Genomic DNA, 25568 nt, shown 5'->3' with positions numbered 1-25568 from the left:
ATGCCAAAGACGCGTTTTCGGGTTACGCTCAATATTGCAGTGCAGCAATTCGTGACCAGGAGCGCCCTTCATGTTTCCCATGCACGCCGCTTGGCTGGAAGCCGCCAGCCCCGTTCTCGATCCCTTCGGTCTGATACGTGCCACCCAGGACTACTGGCAGGATACCTTCGAACGTAGCGTGCTCTACTGGGACGTCATGCGTCAGCGTGGCAACCAGTATCTCGAGCACATGGAGCAGACCAAACCCAACGTGCTGGGGTTCGAGGCCGAGGTGCTCATGGATGGCCGCGACCTGCCGCGCCCGGTCAACTACGAGTTGATGCGCATCCTGCCCTCGCCCGATGTCATGATCGACCCGCTCAAGCGCCCTTTCGTCATCGTCGATCCGCGAGCCGGCCATGGGCCCGGCATCGGTGGCTTCAAGCCCGATAGCGAGATCGGTGTCGCCATGCGCGCCGGTCACCCGTGTTACTTCATCGGCTTTCTACCGTTTCCGGTGCCAGGACAACACGTCGAAGATGTCGTCGATGCCGAGATCGCCTTCCTGCGCGAGGTCGGCGCTCGTCATGCCGAGGCCAATGAAAAACCCGTGGTGATCGGCAACTGCCAGGCGGGCTGGCAATTGATGATGGCCGCTGCTCTGGAACCGGATGCTTTCGGACCGATTCTCGTCGCTGGCGCCCCGTTGTCCTATTGGGCCGGCGAGCGCGGCCGCTATCCCATGCGCTATAGCGGGGGCCTGCTCGGCGGTAGCTGGTTGACCGCCTTTGCCGGTGACCTGGGGGCAGGACTGTTCGACGGAGCCTGGCTGGTGCAGAACTTCGAACGCCTCAACCCCGCCAATACGCTATGGAGCAAGCAATATCGGCTTTACGCCAACGTCGATGACGAAAGCGAGCGTTATCTGCAATTCGAGCGCTGGTGGGGTGGGCACATCGTGCTCAATGCCGAGGAAATACAGTACATCGTCGACAACCTCTTCATCGGCAATCGTTTGAGCACCGCCCAACTGATCACCCGCGATGGACGACGCATCGACCTACGCAATGTCCGCTCGCCTATCTTGGTGTTCTGCTCGCAAGGCGACAACATCACGCCACCTCCCCAGGCGCTGGGCTGGATATCCGATCTCTACGATGGCGTGGAGGACATCGTTGCCAACGAGCAGACCATCGTCTATTGCGTACACGACTCGACCGGGCACCTGGGCATCTTCGTCTCGGGCAGCATCTCGCGCCGCGAACATGCCGAGTTCACTGCCAACATGGACTATATCGACGTCCTGCCGCCCGGCTTGTACGAAACCGCCATCACGCCACGCGATGCGACCCAGGACGCCACGGATGGTGACTATCTGCTCGAATTTCGTCCGCGCGGCGTCGACGACCTGCAGCCGCTGGTGCAGCGTCGCGATGACGACGAGCGCCGTTTCGCCACCGTAGCGCGTCTGTCTGAGAGCGGACTAGCGCTTTATCAACAATACACACAGCCGTGGATAAAAGCCGTCATGACACCCGAAGCGGGGCGCTGGAGGCGCCGATTGCACCCCATTCGGCTGGGCTACAAGCTGCTATCCGACCGCAATCCGCTGATGTCTACCGTGCCGGTGCTGGCCGAGCGCATCCGTCGTCGGCGCCAACCGCTTTCGTCAGACAACCCTCTGGCTCAATGGGAGCGTAGCGTGGCCACCCGTATCGAGGAAAATCTCGAGGCCTATGGCGAATGGCGCGACCGCGTTAGCGAAGCACTGTTCATGAACATCTACGGCCAACCTTGGCTACAGGCGCTCGCCGGTATTGGCCCGGATACAGCACGCGTGCGTCCCCACCCCGGACGCGCACCGGAGCATCAACACTTCCTGCGTAAGCGACGCACCGCCTTGCGGGAACGCATCGCCAGTGGTGGCGCGCGTGAAGCAGTGGTGCGGGCTTTGATCTACATCTTGGGTGGGGCACCGGCCACCGATGAGCGCAATTTCCAACGCCTCAAGGCCACGCGCGAGGAACTCGGCAAGAGCCTGGATCTTCAACAGTTCAAGATGCTGGTCCGCGAGCAGTTCTTCATCCTCAAGCTCGACGTGCGCGAGGCACTCAAGGCGCTTCCCACGCTCATCGCGCGTAGCGATGCCTCAGAAGTCGACGCCTACTTGGCACACATCACCCACATCCTCGACGCTAGCGGGCCGCAAAGCGAGCATGTGCAGAAGCGCCTGGAGCGCGTTCGCGTCCTGTTCGAGCAAGCCCGGCCCGCAGCACCGAATCACGAGGCACCACGGGCATGACCAACGTTTCCGTCAGGTGATCTCGATCAATACCTCGCCCGGCGTCACGCGGTCGCCCTTGGCGACGTGGACCGCCCCGACGGTGCCCGAGACCCGCGCCTGGACCTCGGTTTCCATCTTCATCGCCTCGGTGATCAAGACCGCCTGTCCTTCCTCGACGCGATCGCCCTCGGCGACCAGTACATCGACGATGTTGCCCGGCATGGAGGTCGTGACGTGGCCAGGCTGTGAGGCACGTGCGCGGCCCGAGGTCTCGCCGCTAACGAAGGCGTCTTTGGCCTCGAAGACGACCTCTTCCGGCATGCCGTCGAGCGTCAGATAAACCTGACGCTTGCCGCCGCTGTTACCCCCCACACCGGTAATCTGTACCTCATAGGACTCGCCGTGCACGTCGATGACGAACTCGGTAGGTACGCCTTCGGTCACCGGCCGGTTGGCGTCTCCCGCGTCGGGTGCGGGGATCGGCTCCGAAACCAGTGTGCCATCGCGCCGCCCCTGAAGGTAATCGTGCCCCAGCTCTGGGAACATGGCGTAGGTCAGCACGTCTTCCTCACTGTCGGCCAGTTCACCGATGTCGTTCGTCAAGCGTGTCATCTCGGGATTCAATCGATCGGCGGGGCGCCCTTCCTCCATCGGAGAGTTGCCAATGGCCTGACGCCGCACCTTATCGTCCACCGCCGCCGGCGGATGACCATACCCACCCTGAAGATAGCGCTTCACCTCGTTGGTGATGGTCTTGTAGCGCTCGCCGGTCAGCACGTTCATCACCGCCTGGGTACCGACGATCTGCGAGGTCGGCGTCACCAGGGGCGGATACCCGAGATCGGCACGCACGCGAGGGATCTCGTTGAACACGTCACGGATCCTGGACAGCGCGTTCTGCTCCTTGAGCTGATTGGCAAGGTTGGACATCATGCCGCCCGGTACTTGATTGATCTGTACCGAGACGTCCTCGCGGGTGAACTCGCTCTCGAAGGCGGCATACTTCTGGCGCACGTCGCGAAAATAGTCACCGATGTCCTTGAGCGCTTCGAGATCCAAGCCGCTGTCGTATTCGGTGCCCTGAAAGGCCGCGACCATGGCTTCCGTCGATGGGTGACTGGTACCGCCAGCGAATGCCGAGATACAGGTATCGATATGCCGGCACCCCGCCTCCACCGCCTTGAGGTGACACATCGGCGCCAACCCCGAGGTGGCGTGGGCATGCAAATGCACCGGTACGTCCACGGCCTCGACCAATGCCGCCACCAGCTCGCCCGTGGCATACGGCGTCAACAATCCCGCCATGTCCTTGATGGCAATCGAGTCGGCACCCATGTCGACCAGGCGCTTGGCTTGGTCCACATACATCGCCAGGGTGTGTACTGGGCTCACCGTATAGCAAATCGTTCCTTGGGCATGCTTGCCGCTGGCCTTGACCGCACGCATGGCGGTTTCCAGATTGCGCAAATCGTTGAGCGCATCGAAGACACGAAACACATCGACGCCGTTATCCGCCGACTTGGCGACGAAGCGTTCGACGACGTCATCGGCATAATGACGATATCCCAGCAAGTTCTGGCCGCGCAGCAGCATCTGCAGTGGGGTGTTGGGCATGGCGTCCTTGAAGGCGCGCAGACGCTCCCACGGATCTTCCTTGAGAAAGCGCACGCAGGCATCGAAGGTCGCCCCGCCCCAGACTTCCAGCGAGTGATAACCGATGGCGTCCAGCTTGGCGCAGGCAGGCAGCATGTCTTCCGTGCGTAGGCGCGTGGCGATCAGCGATTGATGGCCGTCACGCAACACGACGTCGGTGATATTGACTTGGGAAGATGATACGGCATTCATGATGGGTATCTCCTTATAGACCGGCGTGGGCGGCGATGGCGGCGGCAATCGCCAGAGCGACTTCCTCGGGATTGCGCTTGACCGAATAATTGAGCAGTTCGGGGTGGCTGGGCACGAAGCCGGTATCGAAGTGCCCGCTGCGGAAATCGGGGTGGCGGAGAATTTCCTGGTAGTAAGGCGCGGTCGTCTTGACCCCTTGTAGGCGCATGTCGTTGAGGGCGCGAATCCCGCGGTCGAGCGTCTCCTCCCAACTCATGCCCCACACGATCAGCTTCAGGCACATGGAGTCGAAATACGGCGGAATAGTGTAGCCGGTATAGATCGCAGTATCGGTGCGCACCCCCGGTCCCCCGGGAGCGTAATAACGCGTGATGCGTCCGAACGACGGCAGGAAATCGTTCTTGGGATCTTCGGCGTTGATGCGGAACTGGATGGCATAGCCATGGTGGCGTATGTCCTCCTGGCGGTAGGCGAGCTTTAGACCCGCGGCGATGCGCAGTTGCTCGCGCACGATATCGACGCCGGTGATCGCTTCGGAAATAGTGTGCTCGACCTGCACGCGCGTATTCATTTCCATGAAGTAGACCTCATTGCCCTTGACGAGGAACTCCACGGTACCGGCGTTTTCGTAACCCACCGCGCTGGCCGCGCGGACCGCCATCTCGCCGACGTAGGCCCGTTGTTCGGGCGTCAACTGGGGGCTGGGCGCGATCTCGATGAGTTTTTGATTGCGGCGCTGGATCGAACAATCGCGTTCGAAGAGGTGAATGACGTTACCGACGCTGTCGGCAAGGATCTGCACCTCGATGTGATGCGGCTCGACGACGCATTTCTCCATGAACACATCGGCACTGCCGAACGCCTTGGTCGCTTCGGAGATCACGCGCTCCCAGGCCTGCTCGAGTTGCGCCGGCGTGTCACAACGGCGAATGCCGCGCCCACCACCGCCCGAAGTCGCCTTGAGCATCACGGGATAGCCGATGGTGTCGGCCAGCGACAAGGCCTCCGCACAGGTCTCGAGATTGCCGTCCGAGCCCGGCGTCACGGGCACGCCAGCGTCACGCATCGCCGCACGCGCCGCCGTCTTGTCGCCCATCCGCGCGATCACCTCGGCGTCCGGCCCCACAAAGGCCAACCCGGCGTCCTCGCAGATGCGCGCGAAGTCGGCGTTTTCTGAGAGGAAGCCGTAACCGGGGTGAATCGCGTCACAGCCGGTCTCTCGAGCCAGATCGACGATACGCCGTGGATCGAGATATCCCGCCAGCGGGTCTTCGCCCACGAAATGCGCCTCGTCGGCGCGCTTGACATGCAGCGCGAAGCGGTCGGGCTCGGTGTAGATCGCCACCGAGCGGATGCCCATTTCGGCGCAGGCGCGTACAATGCGTACAGCGATTTCGCCACGATTGGCGATGAGAAGTTTCTTGAACACCGTCTGCCCTCCGGTTGTGGACGTCGCGTTGACACAGCGTGTCATCGTGGCGCCCTCTGGGTCGCTGAGTGCTTGTCGTTATCGTACTCTCACGCTACCCACCGAAGGATCAATAGAAAAATTGATATTTTTTTGCCAAGCTATAAGCAATAGCTTATGACCACGCCGGGGGCGTCATGTCACGACCCAATCTGCTCAATCGTCTGACCTTTCGCCAATTGCAGGTTTTCCAGGCCGTGCACCGGCAGCAGTCCTATTCGCGTGCGGCCGAACAACTGGGCCTCACACAGCCCGCCGTCAGCGCACAGATCCGTCAACTCGAGCAGGCGCTCGAGCAGCCACTCTTCAAGTACGCAGGCAAGACGCTGCACGTGCTGCCGGCCGCCGATGCACTGGCCGCCTCGGTACAGTCGATCTTCGGCCAGGTCTCGAGCCTGCAAATGGAGCTTTCCGAACTGGCGGGGACCATCCGCGGCGAGCTCAATCTCGCCGCCGTCAGCACCGCGCAGTATGTCGTGCCGCACATCCTGGCCCGCTTTCGCGCCCGTTATCCGGAGGTGCAGGTACGCCTGCGCGTCTGCAATCGCGGTCAGGCCCTGGAGCGTCTCGCCGAGCGCCGCGACGACCTGGTGATCATGGGCATGGTGCCCGAGGATGCCAATCTCGCCTTCATGCCGATCCTCGATAACGAGATGATTCCCGTGGTGTGGCCCGGCCACCCGCTGCTGACGGCCGACGCGCCCACGCTCGAGGACTTCACGCGCTACTACGTGCTGATGCGCGAGCCCGGCTCGGGAACGCGCACCGCGTTCGAGGACTTCGTCGCCCGCGAGCGAGTATCGCTGCGCCATACCCTGGAGCTCGGCACCAACGAGGCAATCAAGCAGGGTGTCATGGCGCATCTCGGGGTCGCCGTGCTGCCGCGCTTAGCCGTCCAGCTCGAACTCGCTTCGGGGCTTCTGGCGTCACCGACGCTACCCGGCTTCCCGCTGCGTCGGTCCTGGTGCACCGTGCACCCCAAGGATCGCTACCCCACGCCCGTGACCGAGCTCTTCCTGCGCTTCGTCCGCGAACTGTTACCCGAGTTGAATGCGCACTTCAAGGCGCCACTGGTGCCCGCGCCTGGGCCCAGCTTCGCCTGTACGCCCTGAATCAGCAACGCTTGACTTGACTCCCACCTGGACGACCCTCATCTAAAGGACAGCGCTATCACGTTTCGCCTTTTATAGGGAGTCAATCATGCAAGTAGTCGCCACCAACGGCCAGCCTCAGGCAGCGCCCCTGGATGCTTTCGAGCTCCACGAACGCGAGATGCCCACCCCCGGCGAATGGGATCTCCTCGTGCGTGTCGACGCGGTATCGGTCAATCCAGTGGATACCAAGATTCGCCAAGGTGCCTTCTTGCCCAGCGATCAGCACAACGTCCTCGGCTGGGATGCCGTGGGCCAGGTAGAGCGCGTCGGCGCCAGTGTCGAGCATTTCGCCCCGGGAGATCGCGTGTACTATGCCGGCGAGGTCGAGCGCCCCGGCTGCAATGCCGAATATCAACTCGTCGATGCGCGCCTGACCGCCAAGGCACCGAGCAAATTGAGCGCCGAGGAAGCGTCCGCCATGCCGCTGACGGCACTCACCGCCTGGGAAGCCCTGTTCGACAAGCTCAGGCTCTCACAAGGTGACGATACCCACCGCGACCAGACCCTGCTGATCATCAACGGGGCCGGCGGTGTCGGCTCGATCGCGACGCAAATGGCCCGCCAGCTCACGGGTATCAAGGTCATCGCCACGGCATCGCGCGATCTATCCACCGAATGGTGCCGACGCATGGGGGCGCATGAAGTCGTCGATCACCACGATCTCGTGGCGAACATGCAACATGCCGGTCATGAGCAGGTCGATTACATCTTCAATTGCCACGATATCGGCGACCACTGGGAGAATATGACCACGCTCATTCGTCCCTTGGGCCATATCGTGGCCATCGCCGAGACCCAGAAGGCCGTCGATCTCAACGACCTGCAAGGCAAGGCGGTCACCTTCAGTTGGGAATTCATGTTCGCGCGGCCGCTGCATGGCACCGACATCGCTCACCAGGGCCGCATCCTGGCCAAGCTGGCCGAGCATTTCGATGCCGGTCATCTGCGCAGCACGCTCAGCGATATCGTCGGCCCATTGACCCCAGCCAATCTCGGGGAAGCCCATCGTCGCCTCGAAACCGGACATACCACGGGCAAGCTGGTGTTGAGTGCCATGCCCGAGGCATGACATTCCCATAACCGACACAGCCCCTGTGCAAGACGACATGCCCGGCATCGGCCGGGCATGGTATCGCATGCGGCCGGGCGCCGTCCTTGACACTGACGCGCCGTTGCCAACCTGTCCAGCACTACGCCTTTTGTGGTATGTTAGGCGCATCAATTCACGCATCATCAGACGTGCCAGGCCCCCCGGAAACGTCGACCGACGCCCTTCCCCTCTTTCTGTGGTAGCGTCGCCTCGGCGCCGTCGGCCGGCTTGCAGAGAGGCTCACGCTATGAGCGACACTCCTACCCCACGCGTCACCAGCGGCAAAAAATACCGCAACGACCAGGGCATCGCCGCCATCAAGGATGGCATGAAGTCACGCGAGCAATCCGCCGGCGATGGCGTCGGCGGCCGCAAGCCTTCATGGTTACGCGTCCAGATGCCCGGCGGCGAACGCTTCGAGGCAGTCAAGCGCAACGTTAAGGAACACCGGCTCAGCACCGTCTGTGCCGAGTCCCACTGTCCTAACATGGGGGAGTGCTGGAGCAACGGCACGGCCACCATCATGTTGATGGGGTCGGTATGTACCCGGGCCTGTCGCTTCTGCGCCGTCGACACCGGCAATCCGCGGGGCTGGTTAGACCCCGAAGAACCGGCGAACACCGCCGAGTCGGTGGAGTTGATGGGGCTGCGTTACGTGGTACTGACCTCGGTGGACCGCGACGACCTGCCCGATGCGGGCGCTGGCCACTACGCCGACTGCATTCGCGCGATCAAGGCGCGCACGCCCCAGGTGGCGGTGGAAGCACTGACGCCGGACTTCGACGGTATACCCAGCGCTGTCGAGCGCGTCGTCGATTCCGGCTTGGAAGTATTCGCCCAAAACGTCGAAACCGTGGAGCGTCTGACGCAACGCGTACGTGATCCGCGTGCCGGTTATCGCAAGACTCTCGATGTGCTGGCGCATGCCAAGCGCCACCGCCCTGAGATCATCACCAAGACCAGTATCATGCTGGGGCTCGGCGAAACCGAAGAAGAGATCCTCGAGACCTTCGATGACCTTCGCGCCATCGGCGTCGACATCGTGACACTGGGTCAGTACCTGCAACCGACTCGGAACCACCTACCGGTGGAACGCTGGGTGACGCCCGACGAATTCGAACACTACCGTCAGCAGGGCTTGGCAAAAGGCTTCATGGAAGTGCCGTCGGGGCCGTTGGTGCGCTCCAGCTATCGCGCCGACCGGGTGTTCGAGAAGAACAACCTGGGATTGGCAGAGCCCGCTGAGGTGCCTGGGCAATCGCCCGACCCCGACCGCATTGCGGTCGTCAACGTCGGCTGAAGACCGCACTTTTCAAGTCTTAGTGATGCAATGAAAACGGCCCGCCGTGGACTGAGTCCACGGCGGGCCGTTTTCATTGGGACACGCCGCTCGGTGTCGAAGGACGCTGAACGACGGTGCGTCAGACGCCGACGGTGGCAACTGGCACGAGCGTTCGCTCCAGCGTTCGCGCCAGACGCTCGGCCAGCTCGACGGCGACCGTATCGCTATCCGGACAATCGTCGACCAGATCGGCAAGCCGCGTCATGGTCATGCCGGCATAGCCGCAGGGGTTGATGCGCTGGAAAGGAGATAAGTCACCATCGACATTGAGCGCGACGCCATGGAAGCTGGCGCCGCGTCGAATACGCAAGCCGAGCGAGGCAATCTTGGCCTCGCCGACATAAACACCCGGCGCGTCAGGGCGCGCATGCGCCTCCACACCATACTCGGCCAGCAACGCGATCACCGTGTTCTCGAGCGCCGATACCAACTCCCGTACGCCCAGCTTGGCACGACGTACGTCGATCAACGGATAAAGCACGACCTGGCCCGGCCCATGATACGTCACCTGTCCGCCACGATCGGTGGCGACGACCGGAATATCGCCGGGCATGAGCAGATGCTCGGGCTTGCCGGCCTGTCCCTGCGTGAATACGGGTTCGTGCTCAACCAACCAGAATTGATCGGGCGTGGCAGCATCACGCTCGTCAGTGAGCTTGCGCATGGCCTGCCACACCGGCTCATAGGCGCGACGCCCTAGGCGATGCAACTGCACCGACGGGCGCTCTTCGCTCATCGCCACCTATAGCACCATGTGCACACGCCCCGTCGCTTTCAGCGAATGGAACAGTGCATTGAGCTGATCTTGCCCGGTGGCGTGAATCACCACGCGCACGGATTGAAAGCGACCATTGCGGCTATCGACCATGCGCACGCTGCGACGGTCGAAGCCAGGCGAGTGCTGCTCGACGATATCGACCACGGTGACCTTGAAGTCGGGTGCCGCGTCACCGACGATCTTGATGGGATACTGACAGGGGAACTCGATCTTGGGTGCATCTGCCGATGCACCCTGCTCGGTTGGTGAAGTCTGTTGCATGGAGAACGGCCTCACATGGGCTCGGCATGGTATTTCCGAGTATTCTACTCAACCTTATCGTATCGACCAAGGGCGAAGCTTTCGAAACGCTTCGCCCTTGGGCCGAACCACAATGAATCAGTCGAAAAACCCATTCACGAACTGCAGGACGCTGTCCCAAAGGCGCTTGAAGAAACCACCCTCGGAGACCGACTCCAGGGCCACCAGGGGACGCTCGTCGAGCACTTCACCATCCAGCTTGATCTTCAACGTGCCGAGCTGTTCGCCCTTCTCGACCGGCGCATCGATGGTTTTCTTGATATCGAGCTGAGCGTTCAATTCATCGCTGTGTCCACGCGGCACGGTCAAGTACACGTCATCCGCCACGCCCAAACGCAGCTCGTCCTTCTCGCCACCCCAGATACGCGGCTTGTTGAGCACGGCACCCGCTTCGTAGAGACGCTGTGTCTCGAAGAAACGGAACCCATAGCTCAGCAGCTTCTGGGTTTCTTGGGCCCGCGCCTCGTCGGAATCGGTGCCCATCACCACGGCCACCAGGCGTGTATCGTCCTTCTTGGCGGATGCCACCAGGCAGTAACCCGCCGCTTCGGTATGCCCCGTCTTCAAGCCATCGACATTGGGGTCGCGCCACAACAAACGATTACGGTTAGGCTGACGGATATCGTTCCAGGTGAAGTACTTCTCCGAATACACCTCGTAGTGATCGGGGTAGTCCTTGATGATGTGTTGCGCAATGATCGCCAAATCGTGCGCCGAAGAGTAATGATCGTCGTGCGGCAGGCCGGTGGGGTTCATGAAATGCGTATGCTGTAAGTTCATACGCGAGGCCTGCTGATTCATGAGATCGGCAAAGGCGTCCTCACTGCCCGCGATATGCTCGGACAGGGCAACGCTGGCATCGTTGCCCGACTGAATCACGACCCCTCTGAGCAAGTTGTCGACGCTTACCTTGCTACCCGGGTTGAGGAACATCCGCGAGCCGCCGGTGCGCCACGCATTCTCGCTAATAGTCACCTTGTCATCGCCACTGATGTTGCCGGCATCGATTTCACGCTCGACGATATAGGCCGTCATCATCTTGGTGAGGCTGGCGGGCGGCAACTTCTTGTCGGCATTGTGTTCGACCAGGATCTTGCCGCTATCGGCGTCCATCAGCACCCAGGAAGACGCCGCCAGGCTCGGCGCCGACGGTACCATCGACGACGGTACTGGCGAGGGCTCGGGAGGATTCTCGGCTTGCGCTACAGGGGTGAGACCACCGACACCTAGCGTGACCAATAAAATAATGCGTAACAATGACGATCGGGCAAACACTCTCATGACAACTTTTCTCGCTAAGCGGGGTTACTCGGTAGCGGAAACCACAAACGACTGGTCAAAACCCGCCGCTTGTAATTCCGCTTTGATGGAATCGATATGCGACGCATCATGCACAGGCCCTACCTGAACACGATACACGGATGCCTCTTCCCTTACGCGTACCGGACGCGATACTTGTCCTTGCAAGCGCTTTTCCAGCGCCTTGGCCCTGGCCGCGGAGCTCAATGCCGCAACCTGAACATATTGCCCTGTACCATCCTGACGTTCGGCGACAGGGGCTTGCTGAGGTGCATCAGCGGCCGAGGCTTCATTCGTTGCTCCCTGCGTCGGCACACCCGAGGACACCTGGGCCACCTCCCCTTGGGATGCTGACTCGGTGGAACGCTTATGCTGCTCGGCCCATTGCTCAGGGTCAATGGCCTCCACGCGCACATGTCCTGTTCCGTGTCCCAGGATATCCAAGCGTGCCGCAGCGGCATACGATAAATCGATCAGCCGATCGCCATGAAACGGGCCGCGATCGTTGACGCGCACGATGACACTATGGCGGTTATCGAGATTGGTCACGCGAACATAGGTCGGCAGCGGTAGCGTGCGATGCGCCGCTGACATCTTGTACATGTCGTAGGGCTCACCACTCGCGGTGTCGTAGCCCTGGAACTTGGTGCCATACCAGGACGCATCGCCTTCCTCTACATAGCCGCTGGGATCGGAGAGCACGTGGTAGGTCTCGCCCCACACTTCATACGTAGAACGATTGCCGCTCTTGGCAAGCGGCTCGTCCTTGGGCACCGCATCGGGGACATCCGTCACATCGGGCGGCGCGTCCGGATAGGCATCGTTTTGCTGCGCATAACGACCGCCGCCGTCACTGGCGCATCCTGCCACCAACAGCATCAACATACACACAAGCACACCGCTGACTCTCATGCATCATCCTTGTCGAGCGCTGCCTGGATGCCTGTCGCGAGTTCGGTGACGGCCATCGCATATAGGTAACTGTGGTTATAACGCGTGATCACATAAAAATTTTCATGTCCCAACGCGTAGCGGTAGCCCCCCGACTCAAGCGCCAGGGACAGCGGAATGACACGCGATGCATCTAGCTCCCCGCGCGGGCGGATACCGGCATCGGCAAGAGGCGCTAATCTCACGTAAGGCGCATGCGTGCGGTTGAAGTCGATCGCTTGCGGAGGCGTTTCGGGGCCATCGGCGGGCGTTACGACCGGCGCCCCTCGACGCCATCCATGCTCGGCGAAGTAATTGCCCACGCTGCCGATCGCATCCACGGGATCGTCCCACAGATCGCGCCGCCCATCGTCATTGAAATCGACGGCATAAGCACGGTAACTAGTAGGGATAAATTGTGGGTAACCCATGGCGCCAGCATAGGAGCCTTTGGGGGCTTCCGGGGAAATTCCCTGATCTAGGGTGATTTCAAGAAACGCTGCCAATTCGCCACGGAAGAACTCGCCGCGCGAGGGGTGATGAAAAGCCAGCGTAGCGAGCGAATCGAGCACACGATGACGCCCCTTGTGCTGACCATAGCGCGTCTCGACACCGATAATCGCGGCAATGTAGGCGGGCGGTACTCCGTATTCGCGTTCAGCACGCGCGAGGGCATCACGGTGCTCGCGAATGAACGCTACGCCTTCTTGAATACGCTTGGGCTGCACGAAGATGTCGCGGTATTCGTGCCAACTCAAGCGACGCTCCGCCGCCCCCTGCATAGCGTCCAGCACTTCCTGGCGAAACCGGGCATGACGCAATGCCTGGGTCACGTCATCGCGAGAGATGCCACTCTCCGATACGTCATCGACCCACTCGCGGATATCAGCGTGCGAGGCAGGATCGAAGTCCTCGGCCGCATGCGCCGACGGAAACAGGACCATCCCGCACAGCAACAACGCCGCCGGGGCAAACCCTCGCCAATGGGACCACGCATTATTCCACTTCATCAGGCTCTGACTCCTTGGCCCTGGGCTGTCGTCGCTTCCTTTCCGCAGCGCGCCCTGCCTAGCGCGGCAACAACCGTCGATGGGTATGAACGGACATGAGGATACCGAAACCGACCAGCAAGGTCACGCTGGATGTACCGCCGAAACTGACCAACGGTAGCGGCACCCCGACGATGGGCAAAATACCGCTGACCATGCCGATATTGACGAAGACATAAAGGAAAAACGTCAGCACGATGCTACCCCCGACCAGACGCCCATAGGTATCCTGCGCGGTATTGGCGAGGAACAGCCCGCGTCCCACGATGAGCACGTAGAGGGCCAGGAAGACCAGCATCCCGATCAACCCCCACTCTTCTCCCAGCACAGCGCCGATGAAGTCGGTATGGCGCTCGGGAAGAAATTCCAACTGAGATTGAGTCCCCAAGCCCCATCCCTTGCCGAAGACGCCACCGCTGCCAATGGCCGTTTTCGACTGGATGATGTTCCAGCCTGCCCCCAGTGGATCGCTTTCGGGGTTGAGAAAGGTCAATACGCGTTGGCGTTGATATTCGTGCATATTGAACCAGAGCAAGGGCAAGGCGGAGGCAAGGAGCACCGCCAGCAAGCCGATTACCCGCCATGACAAGCCCGCGAGGAAGATGACGAACACTGCCGCGCAAGCTACCAGCAATGACGTCCCTAGGTCAGGCTGGCGCATGATCATCATCACCGGCACGCCGATGATCAAGGCACAGACCAACAGGTCGCGCATGCTCGGTGGCAGCGATCTCTTGTAGAGGTACGCCGCCACCATCATGGGCACCGCCAACTTCATCAACTCCGAAGGCTGAAAGCGAACCACTCCGGGGATTTCGAGCCAGCGCTGTGCCCCCATCCCCATGTCGCCCATGATCTCAACGGCGAGCAGCATCGCCACACCTAGGCAGTAAGCCAGGGGCGTCCAGCGATACAAGGTGTCTGGAGCAAACTGAGCGATCACGAACATGGCCAGCAAGGCCACACCGAAACGCGACGCCTGCCCCAGCGTGACGGCGAGACTCATGCCACTGGCACTGTACAATACGACCAACCCCGCTCCCATTAGGCTCAGCAGCAGCAAAAGCAGCCAAGGGTCGAGATGCAGGCGTGACCAAAGGGAACGCTTGCGCCCCATGCCATCCGCCGGTGCCCGACTGAAGCGACGCCATTCAAGTCCCTTCAACTTCGACGTCCTCCTTGATGAGTTCTTCGGCTTGATGGGTGTTCTCGTCATCGGACAGGAGCCACTCGTCTGCCAGAGCGCGAGCCAGACCCGCTGCATGCGAACTACCGCCCCCGGCATTTTCGACGATCACGGCGATGGCTATCTGCGGGTCGTCCACCGGCGCGAACGCCGTGAACAAGGCGTGATCACGCAAGCGCTCCTTGAGCTCATCGGCATCGTATTTCTGATTCTGCCCCAAGGAAAATACCTGTGCCGTGCCCGATTTGCCGGCCATGTCGTATTTCAGCCCTTTCCCGATGTGGCGCGCAGTGCCCTCTCTACCACTGACGACTTTTTCCATGCCGTTGAACACGTCATCCCACCAGACATCCTTATCGAGCTTCACGTCAGGCTTGGTATTCTTGAAAGGCGGTTCGACCGAGGTCTCACCGACGCGCTTGGCCAAATGTGGACGCACCCAATCCCCACGGTTGGCCAGCGTTGCCTCCGCCGTTGCGAGCTGCAACGGCGTCACCATCCAATAGCCTTGCCCGATACCCGCCGAGAGCGTTTCACCGGGATACCACACTTGGCCGTATTTCTCGCGTTTCCACTCACGCGAAGGCACGGTCCCCGATGAGGCTCCTTGCACATCCAATGAGGTGACTTCCCCAAATCCGAACTTGTACATGAAGCTGGATAAGGCATCGATGCCCAAGCGATGTGCCATGGTGTAAAAATAGGTATTGTTGGAAACGGCAAGCGCGCGCTCCAGATCGACACGACCGTGCCCCCAGCGCAACCAGTTCCGATAGTGGCGAGAATCGTTGGGCAACTTGTAATACCCCGGGTCATAGATGACTTCTTGAGGTGTCACGACACCATTCTGAAGCGCGGCCAAGGCTTCGAAAGGCTTAATGGTCGACCCGATCGGATACTGGCCGCGCACGGCCCGGTTGAACAGCGGTAGGTCCAGGTTCTCTTGCAACGACTGATAGTCTTTGTAGGAAATACCGGTCACGAACTCGTTGGAATCGAACCCTGGGGCGGAGACCATCGCTAGAATGTCACCGGTCTGGGGTTGAATCGCGACGATGGAACCACGCCGCCCATCCAGCAAATCGTAAGCCATCTTTTGAAGCCGCGTGTCGATGGTCAGCGTCAAGTCCTTGCCCGGTTCTGGCGGTGTACGCTCGAGCTCGCGTAGAACACGACCCCGGGCGTTGGTCTCCACCTTACGCAGACCAGCTTGCCCGTGCAGCGCTTTTTCGTACTGCTTCTCGATTCCGGTCTTGCCAATAAAATGCGTGCCCGCATAGTTGCCACTATCAAGCGAGGCCAGTTCTTCCTCGTTGATACGCCCTACATAGCCCAGCACATGCGACATGATCTTGGGAGTGGGATAGTGACGCAGCCACTGTGCTTCGACCTCGACCCCTGGAAGCCGATAACGATTGACGGCTAACCGCGCGATTTGCCGTTCGTTGAGATCGCTCATCAACAATGCCGGTTGATAGGGCCTTTGGCGCTGACGCGACCGTTTGCGAAACGCGTCGACCTGCGTTTCGTCCAGCCCCAGGATGTCGACCAGTCGGTCGAGAGTGGCATCAATATCCTGGACCCGCTCGCGTACGATCGTCAGGTTATAAGTGGGACGGTTTTCTGCCACCAATTTCCCTTGGCGGTCGTAGATGAGCCCACGTGTTGGGGGCAACGGTTCGACGCGCACGCGATTCTTCTCGGAACGCGTGGTGAACACATCATGCTCGACAACCTGAAGATAAAAAAGACGAGCACCCAGTCCCCCGGCCATCAATAATACGAGTAATGCCGCCAGTAGCGAGCGTGCCCGGAATACACGGACTTCTCGAGCGGTATCCTTGATTGGGTCGCGTCGTTTACGCATGGGTCCCCGATAACAGGCGGGAAGGTGGAAGGTAACCGCTGAGCAGGTATCGAGCCCCGCTACTCATCGGTGATAGGGATGACCAGCCAGCAAGGTCCAGGCGCGATAAAGCTGCTCGGCCAACAGAATACGTACCAGTGGATGAGGCAGCGTCAATGCCGAAAGCGACCAACGTTGCTCGGCCCGCGCCAGAAGGCGTGAGTCGAGCCCGTCCGGCCCGCCCACCAGGCACGCGACGTTGCGACCGTCCTGGCGCCATTGATCGGCGTTGGCGGCCAATCGTTCGGTACTCCAACTTCGACCCTCGACATCCAATGCGATGACACGCTCCTGATCGCGCAGCTTCGCCAGCATGGCATCGCCTTCACTCTGAATCGCACGGGCAACATCGGCGTTTTTGCCCCGTTTGCCGGGCGCTATCTCGACGATGTCCACGCTGAAATCACGCGGCAGCCGCTTGAGATATTCATCGACCCCCTGCGTGACCCAGTCGGGCATGCGAGTGCCCACGGCGAGCACGCGCAGCTTCATCCACGCACCTCGCCAAGCGCCCCCTCAACGGATACCCCATCGCTGGGCAGATCCGACCACAAGCGCTCGAGATCGTATAGCTGACGAGTCTCGGGCAGCATGACGTGGACCACGAGATCGCCCAAATCGACCAGGACCCAATCGCTCCCCTGGTGCCCTTCGATACCCAAGGGGCGGCACCCCGCTTCCTTGACTTTCTCCACCACGCTCTCGGCCAGGGCGCCGATGTGTCGACTCGATGTACCGCTAGCGACGATCATGGTGTCGGTGACGCTGGTCAGCGAGGCGACATCGAGTTCGGCAACATCACGTGCCTTGAGTTCCTCGAGCGTGTCCATTACCAGCGTTTTGAGTGCTTCAGTCTGCATAGCTCCTCGTTCATATGTCATACCCCTGCGGGCAAGGCCCGCATTCTACCGCGCTGACACCAAACCGCCAGGGGCAAGGTTAAAAAGGCCTTTAGGTGGCACCACCACTCGCCAGGTCCCTTTCATTGATGGATGATGACATCATCGATAAAGACGATGCGCTAGGAGATAGCGTTCCACGGCATCGGGCAGCAAATAGCGCACGCTTGCACCGCGCTGCAATCGCTCCCTTATCGCTGTAGCCGAAATCGCCATGCGCGTGGGCAGACTCAAATGCAGCACACCCCCTGCAGGCGACTGCATCAACGCCTCGACACTCGTCACTTCACGGCCTTCGATCAGCGTTTCGAGCGCCGTCGGAAGCGGCTGTTGATGATCGGGGCGATCGACGACGACGACATGCGCCAACTCGAACAACCGTTGAGGTTCGTACCATTCGGCCAAGTGCAGATAGGCGTCGTATCCCAACGCCATGACCAGGCGCGCGTGCGTGCCCAGCTCTTCTCTCAGAGACGCCAGAGTCGCGGTAGAATAGGATGGCCCCTCGCGGCGAATCTCACGGTCATCCACGTAGAGACCCGGCGTGTCGGCGATGCCCAGCGCCAGCATGATCGCGCGCTGTTCGGCATCGACGCCAGGCGTGGCGCGATGCGGCGGCACCCGTGCCGGGACCATGTGAACGCGATCGAGTACTAGGGCTTCGCGTAACTCGATAGCGCTACGCAGGTGACCCACGTGCACGGGGTCGAAGGTACCCCCCAGCATCGCGACACGCGGTGAGGCCTCAGCTGCGCACATGGCCATCGCCATATACGATGTACTTCTCGCTGGTGAGACCCTCCAGACCGACGGGTCCGCGCGCATGCAGCTTATCAGTGGAGATGCCGATTTCCGCCCCTAGCCCATATTCAAAGCCGTCGGCGAAACGCGTCGACGCATTGACCATGACCGAACTGGAGTCGACCTCGGTCAGAAAGCGCCGTGCGTCAGTCAGATTCTCGGTGACGATGGCATCGGTATGGTGCGAGCCATAGGTATTGATGTGCGTGATCGCATCTTCCAACGTATCGACCACGCGAATGGCCACGATCGGCGCAAGGTATTCGCTATGCCAATCTTCTTCCGTTACGGCGATGGCGTCCGCTATCCAGGCCCGTGTCCGCTCACACGCACGCATCTCAACCCCCTTGCGGCGATAGATATCGGCCAACTCGGGAAGTACAAAAGGCACCGCCTCGGCGTGTACCAGTAGCGTTTCCATGGCATTGCAGGGCGAGTAACGCTGGGTCTTGGCGTTGTCGGCAATGGCCACCGCCTTGGCCGGATCGGCGGCCTGGTCGACATACACATGGCAGATGCCATCGAGATGCTTGATCACTGGCACGCGCGCGTCTCTCGAAATGCGCTCGATCAACCCCTTCCCGCCGCGCGGCACGATGACATCGACGAACTCCGGCATAGCGATCAATGCGCCGACCGCTGCACGATCGGTCGTCGCCACGACTTGCACGCAGGCCTCGTCGAGCTCTGCCGCCTTGAGCCCCTGTCGGATACAATCCGCAATGGCCCGGTTGGAATGGATCGCTTCGGAGCCGCCACGCAGGATCGTGGCATTGCCTGATTTCAAGCACAGGCTGGCGGCGTCCACGGTCACGTTGGGGCGCGATTCGTAGACGATGCCTACCACGCCCAGCGCAACGCGCATCTTGCCCACTTGAAGCCCCGAAGGTAGATAGCGCATGTCACGAATCTCGCCGATCGGGTCGGACAAGGCAGCCACTTGACGCAAGCCTTCGATCATCGTGTCGATACGCGCCGGCGTCAGCGCCAGACGATCCAGCAGCGACTCGGCGAGGCCGTTGTCGCGCCCCGCCTCGAGATCGCGGCGATTGGCGGTGTCCAATGCATCGCGCGCCTCGTCCAGGGCACTCGCCATAGCGAGTAGCGCGCGGTTCTTTTGCGCGGTAGTGGCGCGGGCCAACACACGTGACGCACCACGCGCCCGTTCGCCCATCGCATGCATGTAAGCATCGACGTCGACGATCTCGGACTCGGAAGTTTCAAGGGCCATGCGGGCAATTTTCTCCTGGGTATCCGCCGGGAAGCATATGATAATCGGTGCTTTCCGAAGCATGACGGCAGAGGTACAACGGCTATACTGCCGGCACCGTTGGGAAAGGAATCACTATACGGCACCATGCAGAGCAAATACAAAACACCTCTAACCGGGCTTTTCCTGCTAGGCGCGGGGCTAATGACGATCACCGCCTGGCAGGAAGACGACTCGATCACACAAGGCCTGCTCATCGCCGCCATCATCGGGTTGACGACGCTTGCGTGGTGTCACTTATCACGTCGCGCCTGGACATTGACGATCCCATTGTGTGCCTTGCTTTTACTGGCGCTACTCTGGCAAGCCTCCATGGCGTACGCCATCAGCGTATGGCTGTGGCCGATCATGCTGCTCGCACCTCAGCCACGGCCCATGCGTTACATGCTCCTGGTGGCTGCCGCACTCGGCTGGTGGCACATTCAAGCGCCCCTCGGGATAGCGCAAGCTGCGTTGAGTGGCGCGTTATTGGCCGCCCTCATGGCCTTGGGGATTGCCAAGGCCATCGAGCATAGCCGGCTACGTCAAGAGCTAGAGCGTCGCCACCGTCTCACCCCGGAGGGCTCGCTCTGGTCACTCAATCGTCTGCGCCAGGACCTAGCCGTCGAATGGTCGCGGCGCCAGCGCGAAAACGTCTACGCGGAGCTGCTCGTGGTACGCCCACATCAACGCGGCCACAATGTTCGGCGGCGTCTCAAAGAGCGCCTGGCCGCGTTTATCTACGCCTTCGAGGGTTGTTACCGCGTGGATGCACAGACCTTTGCGGTACTGCTGGTTTCAAAGGACGAGCAACACGCCGCCTTACGTCGTGACGCGATCTCAACCGAGCTTCAGGAACACTGTCGTATACGCATCGCGCCCGTCACTCCCCATCTAGACCCTATCACGCTGGGCCATGAACTCTCGCTGCAAGCCAGCGGCCTGCATTTCCGACAGGAGACAACCGACCATGCCTGAACGTCTCTCGTCGTCACGCCTCCACGCCATGGCGTATGCCTGCGGGGCGCTCGTGCTCGCTAGTCTCGCGGCCTGGCACTACCTGATGGGCCATTACCCGCGCATCCTGCCGGTCACTATCCTGGCCATCATGGTGTCTATCGCCGCCCTGATGGCAGAAAACGCTTACGCTCGTCGACTACCTGCCTACCTGGTGCTGATCAGCGGCTATCTGGCGATTGCCGTGGAAGCACCCTACCTCGAGGCGTCCGGCGCACTTTGGATGGGGGTCCCGCCGATACTCGCCACGCTGCTCTTACCGCCTGGTGCCGCGCTACTTCTCAATGTACTGCTCGCCCCCATATGGCTATTCCTGATCAACTCTGTTCTATCGACGCCCGCGGGTGGCCTGCAGTACTTCACGCTAGTCATCATCTCAATACTGCCTCTCGGGTGGTACATGCAACAGGCCCGCTTACTCAAGACTACCGATCAACTCGATACGCAAAGCGGTATGCTATCGCGCGATGCGCTCAGCGAACGGCTTATCGCCGAGGTCGCTCGCGCCCGTGCATTGAACCAATCACTAAGCGCGCTAGTCATTCATTTACCCCAACTCGACATGGCCAACGAGCAGTTCGGCCAAACGACACAAGACACGCTATTGACGACCTTCTATCAGGTGGTACAACGCAACTCTCGACGTGGCGACGCCATGGGGCGGCATCGCCATAGCGTCTTTTGGCTGCTGCTTGCCGACGCTGGGGAAGCCGGCGCGCTCATCGTCCGTGAGCGCTTGACGCATGCGCTCGGGGAAGCCCCGCTTCGCGACATCGGTGCCATCGAGGCCCAGGCACGTATTTGCCACCTGGCAGATGACGAGTGCGCCGAACGTTTCGAGCAACGGCTGATCAAGCGTGGATTCAACCTGCTGGAGCCCGATACTTGAACGTGACCGAGTGGCTGTATCAATTTTCTCCCTCACCGGCGTTACTGATCTTGATCGTGCTGTTGGTGGCGCTGCTTGAGTCGCTCGCCGTGATTGGTCTGCTAGTGCCCGGCATCGTGCTACTGACTGCCGCCGCGTCACTGGCGGGGCATCAGCACCTTTCCCTGCCGTTATTGTTGGCGGCGGCCTTTGCGGGAGCGACCCTCGGTGATGGTCTAAGCTTTTGGCTAGGCTACTCTCAGCGCGAACGCGTGCATCGACTGTGGCCCTTCACCCGCCATCCTGAATGGCTGGCGCGTGGCATCGATTTCTTCAAGCGCTATGGCGACTTTTCCATCCTCATCGGTCGCTTCGTGGGACCGGTACGGCCTATCGTGCCGATGGTCGCCGGTATGCTGCACATGCCGACATGGCGCTTTGCCGCCGTCAATATCGCGTCCGCCTTGCTTTGGGCTCCCGCCTATCTACTGCCCGGCTATCTGCTCGGCCATTCATGGGACAAACTCCTCGCCTTGCCTGCAAGCAGCGAACGGTGGCTCGTTACTCTGGGGCTCATGCTGATAACGCTGGGGATAGGGTTTTCCTGGTTTCGTCACCACCTTGGGCGCGGCGGTTGGGTGTACATGCGCTTGGCCCGCTTTTCCCGCGCGACGCCGCGTCGGCGACGCCTATGGCTCGCGTTGGGCGCCGCTCACCCGCGCAACGAAATACCGCTAGCCTCCCTCGCGCTTCTCGTGGTCAGCCTAATTGCCTTGTGCGGGTGGACGCTGTGGGTGCTCGAGCACCCCGCGCCCTCGTTGCCGATGGATCGACAGATTCAGGCATTGCTAGCGCCCCTCGCAGACACTTGGCTAGCAGAATTTAGCACCGTCATGGCCCTGAGCGGGGATATCTTAGGCATTATTGCAATAACCCTACCATGGTTGGCATGGCTGCTATTTTCGCGGCGTATCGCGGCCTTCCTGCACATCAGTAGCGCGTTGCTAGGTATCGGGTTCGCCAACCTGGTCTTCAAGCATCTCGCCGCTCGCGCTCGCCCCGATACGCCGGACTATCTCATGGGGTCGTTTTCCTATCCCAGCGCTCATACCTCGACGAGTATCGTATTGATCGGCCTAGCGGCAGCGTTCACGGCCGAGACGCTGCCCACGCAACGGCGGATGTGGGTATATTGGGGGGCGACGCTGATATGCCTGCCGATGGCCTTGTCACGCCTTATCCTTGGCGTGCATTGGGCCAGCGACCTGATCGGCGGCGCACTCCTCGGCCTGGTCGTGTGCGCCATCACGCGCCTTAGCTATCAGCGCTTCGTACACGTACCGCTCACGCCCTGCCGGTGGACACCGCTGGTCGTTGCCTCCTTGCTGTTGCTAACGGCACGCATTGCCTGGCTGCCCCACGTCTAGGCAGAACATCCACGATGGATAGCGCTCATCCCAGCGCCAGCCAGATGCCGACCCCGACCATCAAGCTGCCGGCAATGCGGTTCAGCAACTGGACATTGCCGCTGCGGCGCAGGAAGCGGCTGGCCGTGCGCCCGCCGCCGGCATAGATCAAAAGACAGGTCAGCTCCAGGGTCAGGATAACGCCTACGAGCGCGACCAGCTGGGGAGCCAGCGGACGGCCAGATTCCAGAAAAGGCGGCAGCAAGGCGATGAAAAAAGCCCAGCCCTTGGGGTTGGCGACCGCCGTCACGAATCCCTGGACGATCAACTGAACCCGCGACACATCGGGCGCCGCGTCACTCGCATCGGGGATCGCCAGGCGCCCTTTGGAGCGCCACATCATGACACCGAGATAGATCAGATAGGCACCGCCGACCCACTTGAACACGGCGAACACTTCCGGGTAGCGCAGCATCAAGGTGGCGACCCCGACCACCGCCGAGACCGCCACCAGGCCAACACCCACCAGTTCGCCGAGCATCATCCACAAGGCGCGCCGCACCCCGATCGTCATGCCCAGCGTCATGGAAAGCGTCATGCACATGCCCGGGGTCAACGACACCATGAAAAACGTCGGTACGAACACCGACAGCACCGACAGGTTGATCATGTCGACTCTCCCCAGCGCGGCATCAGAGTATGCGCAATGCCCAGTTGATTGAGAATCCGAGCCACGATGAAGTCGATCATGTCGTCGAGCGTCTGTGGGCGGTGGTAGAACCCGGGGGCCGCGGGGAGTATCACCGCCCCCATCCGGGTCAGCGCCAGCATGTGTTCAAGATGAATGGCCGAGAACGGCGTCTCGCGCGGGACGAGGATGAGCTGACGCCGTTCCTTGAGCGCCACGTCCGCGGCGCGCTCGATCAGATTGTTGCTCGCGCCGGTGGCGACCGCCGAGAGTGTTCCTGTCGAACAGGGGCAAATCACCATGGCACTGGGCGCGCCGGATCCCGAGGCCACTGGCGCCATCCAGTCCTCACGGCCGAAGCAGCGAATCTGCCCCGGCGCGGCACCGCTACGCTCCCGCAGTGCCTCGCTCAAACGCTCGGGGTTCGACGGCAAGCTCTCGTCGGTCTCGGTGGCGATGACCATGTGCGCAGCCTTGGAGATCAGCACCAGCACCTGATGCCGCGCCGCCACCAGGCAGTCGATGAGACGCAGTCCATACTGCGCCCCGGACGCCCCCGTCAACGCCACGGTGACGGGGGCTTCGAACATCGCTTCATCCGCCATGCCGGGCCTCCAGTGCCGCCAACAACTTTTCATGGATACCGCCGAACGCCCCGTTCGACATCACCACGATCCGGTCTCCCGAACGCGCTTCGGCCACGATGGCCTCGACCAAGGCCGACATATCATCACTCACCGTCGCCGGCACCGGACAGGCCGCCGCAAGCGCCTCCAGCGACCATTCGACCTCCGGTGGCCGATACCACCAGACGCGGTCCGCCGCCGCCACGCTATCCGGCAAGCGCTCGCGCATGCTGCCCAGACGCATCGTATTGGAGCGCGGTTCGATCACCGCCAGCAGCCGCCCCGCGTCGGTCGCCGCTCCCAGCCCCTCGAGCGTGGCGGCGATGGCCGTAGGATGATGGGCAAAGTCGTCGATGACCTGAATACCGCCGACCTCGCCCCGCACCTCCTGGCGTCGTCGCGGCGATTCGAAACGCGATAACGCCGCTGCACCGTCTTCCAGCGCTACACCGCAAGCCGCTGCCGCCGCCAGGGCCGCCACCGCGTTGGCGACGTTGTGACGCCCGCTCAGCGCCCAGTCGACGTGCGCGACGCGCTCGCCATGACGCACCGCGAAGCGACGGCCATCGGCGCTTTCCAGCCGCCACTGCCATGACGCGTCGTCGCTGGCACCGACACGCACGACGGGGCTCCAGCAACCTTGCGCCAGCACGCGTTCGAGGGCCGGCTCTCCAGCCGCCACGACCAACTGGCCATTGCCCGGGACGATACGCACCAGGTGATGAAACTGACGCTCGATGGCGGCCAGGTCGGGAAAGATGTCCGCGTGATCGAACTCGAGATTGCCCAGCACCGCGATATCCGGGCGGTAGTGGACGAACTTGGAACGCTTGTCGAAGAAGGCCGTGTCGTACTCATCGGCCTCGACCACGAACGGTGCCCCAGGCTCTCCTAATCGCGAGGACACGCCCAGATTGCGCGGCACCCCGCCGATCAAGAAACCCGGCGCCTGGCCGGCCGCCTCCAGAATCCACGTCAGCAGGCTGGCGGTCGTGGTCTTGCCGTGGGTGCCGGCTACCGCCACCACGCGTCGGCCCGGCAGCACCTGCTCGGCCAGCCACTGCGGCCCCGAGACGTAGGGCAATTTGGCATTGAGCACGGCTTCCACCTCGGGGTTGCCGCGCGACAACGCATTGCCAATGATCACGAGGTCGGGGCGCGGCATCAGGTTGTCGGCGGCATAGCCCTCGCAAAGGGCGATGCCCGCCTCCTCGAGCTGAGTGCTCATCGGCGGATAGACATTGGCATCCGCACCGCTGACCTGATGTCCGAGCGCCTTGGCCAAGCGCGCCAGACTCCCCATGAACGTACCGCAAACCCCTAGAATATGGACGTGCATCTGAGCCTCCTGCCATGATGCCGCGAGCCTAGCATGGCGCCGCGCGGCCCACCAGCCGAGCACCG

At 61.5% G+C, this 25568-nt stretch carries 23 protein-coding genes; 7 read left to right on the top strand and 16 right to left on the bottom strand.

What is annotated here, in order from left to right; genetic code table 11:
* The first annotated feature begins 70 nt into the window (after positions 1-70).
* Positions 71-2281, top strand: coding sequence for a DUF3141 domain-containing protein (locus tag KZO83_RS05035; protein ID WP_247619968.1), 2211 nt, complete (start codon positions 71-73; stop codon positions 2279-2281).
* Between the two features lie 12 nt (positions 2282-2293).
* Here KZO83_RS05035 and oadA read toward each other — a convergent pair whose 3' ends face one another.
* Positions 2294-4108 (bottom strand): sodium-extruding oxaloacetate decarboxylase subunit alpha, encoded by a 1815-nt coding sequence (gene oadA, locus KZO83_RS05030; RefSeq protein ID WP_247619967.1) that lies wholly within the window; start codon positions 4106-4108, stop codon positions 2294-2296.
* Positions 4109-4121: 13 nt separating this feature from the next.
* Positions 4122-5537, bottom strand: a complete 1416-nt coding sequence (locus KZO83_RS05025) for an acetyl-CoA carboxylase biotin carboxylase subunit (protein ID WP_178998155.1) — start codon at positions 5535-5537, stop codon at positions 4122-4124.
* A 176-nt stretch (positions 5538-5713) separates the two neighbouring features.
* Here KZO83_RS05025 and KZO83_RS05020 point away from each other — a divergent pair, with 176 nt between their 5' ends.
* The 3 genes from KZO83_RS05020 to lipA all read left to right on the top strand — a co-directional run bounded on the left by KZO83_RS05020 (position 5714) and on the right by lipA (position 9120).
* Positions 5714-6688, top strand: coding sequence for a LysR family transcriptional regulator (locus KZO83_RS05020; RefSeq protein WP_011506853.1), 975 nt, complete (start codon positions 5714-5716; stop codon positions 6686-6688).
* An 88-nt stretch (positions 6689-6776) separates the two neighbouring features.
* Positions 6777-7799 carry a zinc-binding alcohol dehydrogenase family protein gene (locus tag KZO83_RS05015; RefSeq protein WP_247619966.1) on the top strand — a complete coding sequence of 341 codons (1023 nt, stop codon included), beginning with the start codon at positions 6777-6779 and terminating at the stop codon, positions 7797-7799.
* Positions 7800-8067: 268 nt separating this feature from the next.
* On the top strand, positions 8068-9120 hold the full coding sequence (gene lipA / locus KZO83_RS05010; RefSeq protein WP_247619965.1) for a lipoyl synthase: 1053 nt from the start codon (positions 8068-8070) through the stop codon (positions 9118-9120).
* Between the two features lie 121 nt (positions 9121-9241).
* Here lipA and lipB read toward each other — a convergent pair whose 3' ends face one another.
* From lipB to KZO83_RS04955, 11 genes are all read right to left on the bottom strand, one after another.
* Positions 9242-9898, bottom strand: coding sequence for a lipoyl(octanoyl) transferase LipB (gene lipB / locus KZO83_RS05005; RefSeq protein ID WP_178998151.1), 657 nt, complete (start codon positions 9896-9898; stop codon positions 9242-9244).
* Between the two features lie 6 nt (positions 9899-9904).
* A complete protein-coding gene (locus KZO83_RS05000; RefSeq protein WP_178998150.1) occupies positions 9905-10201 on the bottom strand; it encodes an HP0495 family protein in 297 nt (98 codons plus the stop codon).
* A gap of 117 nt (positions 10202-10318) precedes the next feature.
* The gene (locus KZO83_RS04995) at positions 10319-11521 is read right to left on the bottom strand and encodes a D-alanyl-D-alanine carboxypeptidase family protein (RefSeq protein ID WP_247619964.1); all 1203 of its coding nucleotides are present in this window, start codon (positions 11519-11521) and stop codon (positions 10319-10321) included.
* A 24-nt stretch (positions 11522-11545) separates the two neighbouring features.
* A complete protein-coding gene (locus KZO83_RS04990) occupies positions 11546-12451 on the bottom strand; it encodes a septal ring lytic transglycosylase RlpA family protein (RefSeq protein ID WP_247619963.1) in 906 nt (301 codons plus the stop codon).
* The gene (gene mltB / locus KZO83_RS04985) at positions 12448-13479 is read right to left on the bottom strand and encodes a lytic murein transglycosylase B (protein WP_418904295.1); all 1032 of its coding nucleotides are present in this window, start codon (positions 13477-13479) and stop codon (positions 12448-12450) included. The genes KZO83_RS04990 and mltB overlap by 4 nt, the downstream gene beginning before the upstream one ends.
* A gap of 58 nt (positions 13480-13537) precedes the next feature.
* A complete protein-coding gene (gene rodA / locus KZO83_RS04980; protein ID WP_247620183.1) occupies positions 13538-14635 on the bottom strand; it encodes a rod shape-determining protein RodA in 1098 nt (365 codons plus the stop codon).
* 34 nt (positions 14636-14669) lie between these two features.
* Positions 14670-16571 (bottom strand): penicillin-binding protein 2, encoded by a 1902-nt coding sequence (mrdA, locus tag KZO83_RS04975; RefSeq protein ID WP_178998146.1) that lies wholly within the window; start codon positions 16569-16571, stop codon positions 14670-14672.
* A gap of 63 nt (positions 16572-16634) precedes the next feature.
* Positions 16635-17102, bottom strand: coding sequence for a 23S rRNA (pseudouridine(1915)-N(3))-methyltransferase RlmH (rlmH, locus tag KZO83_RS04970; RefSeq protein ID WP_178998145.1), 468 nt, complete (start codon positions 17100-17102; stop codon positions 16635-16637).
* Positions 17099-17470: a ribosome silencing factor gene (gene rsfS / locus KZO83_RS04965; RefSeq protein WP_178998144.1), complete on the bottom strand. Its 372-nt coding sequence runs from the start codon at positions 17468-17470 to the stop codon at positions 17099-17101. The genes rlmH and rsfS overlap by 4 nt, the downstream gene beginning before the upstream one ends.
* Before the next feature lie 141 nt (positions 17471-17611).
* The gene (gene nadD, locus KZO83_RS04960; RefSeq protein WP_247619962.1) at positions 17612-18268 is read right to left on the bottom strand and encodes a nicotinate-nucleotide adenylyltransferase; all 657 of its coding nucleotides are present in this window, start codon (positions 18266-18268) and stop codon (positions 17612-17614) included.
* Positions 18255-19604 carry a glutamate-5-semialdehyde dehydrogenase gene (locus KZO83_RS04955; RefSeq protein WP_261505551.1) on the bottom strand — a complete coding sequence of 450 codons (1350 nt, stop codon included), beginning with the start codon at positions 19602-19604 and terminating at the stop codon, positions 18255-18257. The genes nadD and KZO83_RS04955 overlap by 14 nt, the downstream gene beginning before the upstream one ends.
* Before the next feature lie 63 nt (positions 19605-19667).
* Between KZO83_RS04955 and KZO83_RS04950 the strand changes: the two genes are divergently transcribed.
* Genes KZO83_RS04950 through KZO83_RS04940 form a run of 3 tightly spaced genes read left to right on the top strand, consistent with a single transcriptional unit; the run spans position 19668 to position 22871 of the window.
* Positions 19668-20537: a hypothetical protein gene (locus tag KZO83_RS04950; protein WP_247619960.1), complete on the top strand. Its 870-nt coding sequence runs from the start codon at positions 19668-19670 to the stop codon at positions 20535-20537.
* On the top strand, positions 20530-21465 hold the full coding sequence (locus KZO83_RS04945; RefSeq protein ID WP_246921235.1) for a diguanylate cyclase domain-containing protein: 936 nt from the start codon (positions 20530-20532) through the stop codon (positions 21463-21465). Before KZO83_RS04950 ends, KZO83_RS04945 begins: the two co-directional genes overlap by 8 nt.
* 2 nt (positions 21466-21467) lie before the next feature.
* The gene (locus tag KZO83_RS04940) at positions 21468-22871 is read left to right on the top strand and encodes a bifunctional DedA family/phosphatase PAP2 family protein (protein WP_336296568.1); all 1404 of its coding nucleotides are present in this window, start codon (positions 21468-21470) and stop codon (positions 22869-22871) included.
* A gap of 25 nt (positions 22872-22896) precedes the next feature.
* Here KZO83_RS04940 and KZO83_RS04935 read toward each other — a convergent pair whose 3' ends face one another.
* The 3 genes from KZO83_RS04935 to mpl are packed head-to-tail and all read right to left on the bottom strand — an operon-like array spanning position 22897 to position 25503.
* Positions 22897-23520 (bottom strand): LysE family translocator, encoded by a 624-nt coding sequence (locus KZO83_RS04935; protein ID WP_178998138.1) that lies wholly within the window; start codon positions 23518-23520, stop codon positions 22897-22899.
* Positions 23517-24143 carry a flavin prenyltransferase UbiX gene (locus KZO83_RS04930; protein ID WP_247619958.1) on the bottom strand — a complete coding sequence of 209 codons (627 nt, stop codon included), beginning with the start codon at positions 24141-24143 and terminating at the stop codon, positions 23517-23519. The genes KZO83_RS04935 and KZO83_RS04930 overlap by 4 nt, the downstream gene beginning before the upstream one ends.
* Positions 24133-25503 (bottom strand): UDP-N-acetylmuramate:L-alanyl-gamma-D-glutamyl-meso-diaminopimelate ligase, encoded by a 1371-nt coding sequence (mpl, locus tag KZO83_RS04925; protein ID WP_247619957.1) that lies wholly within the window; start codon positions 25501-25503, stop codon positions 24133-24135. The genes KZO83_RS04930 and mpl overlap by 11 nt, the downstream gene beginning before the upstream one ends.
* Positions 25504-25568 lie beyond the last annotated feature (65 nt).

It is taken from the genome of Chromohalobacter moromii (assembly GCF_023091865.1).
Classification (GTDB): Bacteria; Pseudomonadota; Gammaproteobacteria; order Pseudomonadales; family Halomonadaceae; genus Chromohalobacter; species Chromohalobacter moromii.
The sequence above is the reverse complement of the archived record's forward strand: the minus strand, read 5'-3'. Positions and strand labels throughout refer to the sequence as shown.